Origin of the sequence: Halomonas sp. GXIMD04776 (genome assembly GCF_049808615.1) — a bacterium.
Classification (GTDB): Bacteria; Pseudomonadota; Gammaproteobacteria; order Pseudomonadales; family Halomonadaceae; genus Modicisalibacter.
The window spans coordinates 1-2,829 of the sequence record NZ_JBNCAN010000054.1 but is presented as its reverse complement, the minus strand read 5'-3'; the positions used below and the strand labels follow the sequence as shown (position 1 = coordinate 2,829).

Annotated in this window: 5 protein-coding genes; all 5 read right to left on the bottom strand. The window is 51.4% G+C overall.

The genetic code is table 11. The annotated features are described in order from the left end of the window. Positions 1 to 14: 14 nt before the first annotated feature. From ACPF7Z_RS19325 to ACPF7Z_RS19305, 5 genes are read right to left on the bottom strand one after another with little or no spacing between them, the layout of a single operon-like run. Positions 15 to 287, bottom strand: coding sequence for a hypothetical protein (locus ACPF7Z_RS19325; protein WP_425194866.1), 273 nt, complete (start codon positions 285 to 287; stop codon positions 15 to 17). A gap of 55 nt (positions 288 to 342) precedes the next feature. Further along, positions 343 to 699: a hypothetical protein gene (locus ACPF7Z_RS19320; RefSeq protein WP_425194865.1), complete on the bottom strand. Its 357-nt coding sequence runs from the start codon at positions 697 to 699 to the stop codon at positions 343 to 345. 3 nt (positions 700 to 702) lie between these two features. Beyond that, entirely contained in the window at positions 703 to 2,121 is a 1,419-nt protein-coding gene (locus ACPF7Z_RS19315) for a DUF637 domain-containing protein (RefSeq protein ID WP_425194867.1), read from the bottom strand. A gap of 6 nt (positions 2,122 to 2,127) precedes the next feature. Next, complete coding sequence (locus ACPF7Z_RS19310) at positions 2,128 to 2,370, bottom strand: hypothetical protein (protein ID WP_425194864.1); 243 nt, start codon at positions 2,368 to 2,370, stop codon at positions 2,128 to 2,130. 2 nt (positions 2,371 to 2,372) lie between these two features. Beyond that, complete coding sequence (locus tag ACPF7Z_RS19305) at positions 2,373 to 2,768, bottom strand: hypothetical protein (protein ID WP_425194863.1); 396 nt, start codon at positions 2,766 to 2,768, stop codon at positions 2,373 to 2,375. Positions 2,769 to 2,829: the final 61 nt, after the last annotated feature.

Below are 2,829 nucleotides of genomic sequence, written 5' to 3'. Positions count from 1 at the left end.
CTTTGACTTTGAACTCAGTGCTGTACTGCTGAGTTTTCTTCCCCGTGATCATCTCCGGCATCGGTGTTCTCCTGTTGCGGAGTTATCGATGCGTGTCTACTAGATCGGGGGAAGTCCACATGCTCCCAGCATGAAATTGTTATGTCGTGTTCAGATAAAGTCACAGCATAGCTGAACTCCCCATCTTCTTCACCGATACCAAGAACAGCTCCCACACTTCCAAAATATGGAGCAAGCCTATAACCCTCAACAACCTTAACTTGCTGATAGAAAGAAAACTTACTCATTTATGTGTCACCTTGCTGTCGGGGCCCGCGTAACTAATCATGCGGACCCCGACACTTAATGCTTCAACTCATAAAACAAATCATAAGCAACCACATCTTTTAACCACGGCTTTCCCACCTTGTTTCTTTCGTATAGCTCTCGAAAACTGCCTGTCACATCTTCCCAGGATGAGTATTCAGCCGAATCTAAATCAATATCAAACTCGAACACACTGCCGTCCTGTCGAATAAGCTTCCCGCAGTAAGTGTTGCTACTGTCGGGGAACAGTGAAACCAACAAACACTGATGATAGGCAAATCCTTTTTGCATTAACTGCTTATAGAAATTTTCATTAACCAACAACTTTTTGTGAAGCTTTTCGTTTAGCTCAATCAGCTCTTCTTTCACCGAGTCTACTTTTTTCGATCCCATTGCTTAAAGCCCTCCTGGAAACGCTGTTTGTAAATTACCAAACTTATCGGTTATTACCGTAAACGTATTGGTCGAACCGCCGCCCATTTTTTCAGCCAAGTTACCCACAGTCCTATTTGTAGTAACTGTGCGCGCAAAGTTACCTGTCTCTAACGCCTGAGCTGGTGCCTGTACAGTACTCTTAGCACCAAGCAATGAGCGTAACTCTGATTCTGGCAAAGTGAATTGGCTCTTATTACCAGCCTTCGTAGGATTAAGATGGAGACCTAACGTATGTTTTATGCCGTCATTTGAAAGATTAATTCTAGATTGAACTCGCCCAGGTACTCTAGCTGCGCCTTTTGTAAATTCTCCACTCATCACCCGCGAGCGGAGCCACTCAATCGCCTTCCTTGCCCCCGCACCGCCAGCCAGGGTCAGGGCGATATCGACATCCGTCGTGTCCGGCTGGATGCCATCCGAGACCAGCCAGCCCAGGCGTTCGTTCAGCGTAGCATGCTGCGGCGCCGATGACGCGAAGCCGGCAATGTCTTCTTGGTAATCCGTGCTTTGTCCCACGCCGAATTGGCGCCAGGCGGTATTCGCGCCATCAAGCAACCCGTTCGAGGACAACGAGCCGAACAGGTCGGCATCCTGATACTGCCGAGGCGTGACCTGGAAGGCGATGACCGGATCACCATAGGCCGTGATCGACTCGCCATCCTGCCAGGTCAACGCCGTGTTCTGCTCGGCCAGCGCGGCGATGCTCTGGCTGGCCTGTAGCAGGTCGTGCTGAAAGTCCTGATACAGCGGGTTATTGGCGTTGGTACCTTCCAGTTGGGTCAGCAGCTCATTGAATTGCTGAGCCGCTTGGGCGTCGAGTGATGCACCCGACGCCAGGGTCAGCATGTCTTGCCAGGTAACGCCTTGCAGTTGTGGCTGACCAAGCCGTTCTTCCAGGGCGTCGGCCTCGTCGGCGAGCATGGCATGCTCTTGCGGATGCAGTTGGCGATTGTAGCGATCCGCCTGATTGGCCACCCAGGCGCCTTGCTGTACGTCGCCGCCGCTAAGACCGGCTGCAGTCAGGCCGACCAGTTGGGCCACGGCGTTGGTCAGGGCTGGATTCTCTGCGACGTCGTCGATCAGCCTGCCCACCAGCGCCTCGCTGGCGCCCGCCGCCATCGCCCCATCCCGGAAGTCGCCGCCCATCGCTTCCGAGACCAGACCACCGGCCAGGGCATGCAGGGCGATCTTCTGCGGACTGCCGTCCGGCCAGTCGATGGCGGGATCGGCAGCAAAATCCCCCACGGCGTTGAACAGTGCTGCCGAAGCCGTATGCGCAATCGCGTCTTCGAGGCTTGTATCGAGGTTATCGCTCAGGCTGCCGCCGTTGATGGCGGTATCTAGGCTAGCCCAGAGATGTCCTGGCCTTGGGCGATGGATCCAAATCTAGAGCAACTCTGATTCCGGATCTATATCATCTAACCCAATTAAGCATTGCTCAATACCGAAGACGTCGGCCTGCTCTTTCATTAAAGAGACGACATCATGAAGGGCCATTAAATAACCCAGTTTATAGGTATCGGCATTGGCCTCCTGAGAAGCATCCTTTTCAGCCTTGGCAAGTTCAGCACTCTCTTTTATCAAAACCCCTAAATCATAAATATAATTCTTAAATCTTTCATCGGACATCTCTAATTCCTCTCTGACAATATGCCTTTCAAGATATCTCTCTGTTCCTCTTGACGCCGTATGTCCGAAGGCCATTTCTTATTTACAAGAGCTTCCTGCTGACGAGGATCTAATTTAGACCAGCCCTCCACGTACTTAGCAGGATCCTTGATTTTTGCTTGATGCAGGGCTATTTGTTTTTCTATCTTGGCAGCGCCTTTAGCCAGCTCTTCATTAGGACGGTCTTGGTTATTTTTCAAGAAACCGGCATGCTTTCCACCACTCTTAGCTATACTAAAAGCATTTCCTACTCCCCGATACTTTCCAACTCCCCCCATCGAAGCCAGTATCGCACTAGACGCTAGCCCGGATATTGCATCGGGCATGAAAAAAGCGGCTGAAAATCGGTTATAATTCAAGCTCCTACACCAGAATCAACCGCATCAGCCGCCATGACAAAATGTACCATGCCCACCGCCT

What these genes read in the sequence shown, in the direction of transcription:
- ACPF7Z_RS19325 (WP_425194866.1), bottom strand. Translation starts at nt 287, where the DNA reads ATGAGTAAGTTTTCTTTCTATCAGCAAGTTAAGGTTGTTGAGGGTTAT.
- ACPF7Z_RS19320 (WP_425194865.1), bottom strand. Translation starts at nt 699, where the DNA reads ATGGGATCGAAAAAAGTAGACTCGGTGAAAGAAGAGCTGATTGAGCTA.
- ACPF7Z_RS19310 (WP_425194864.1), bottom strand. Translation starts at nt 2,370, where the DNA reads ATGTCCGATGAAAGATTTAAGAATTATATTTATGATTTAGGGGTTTTG.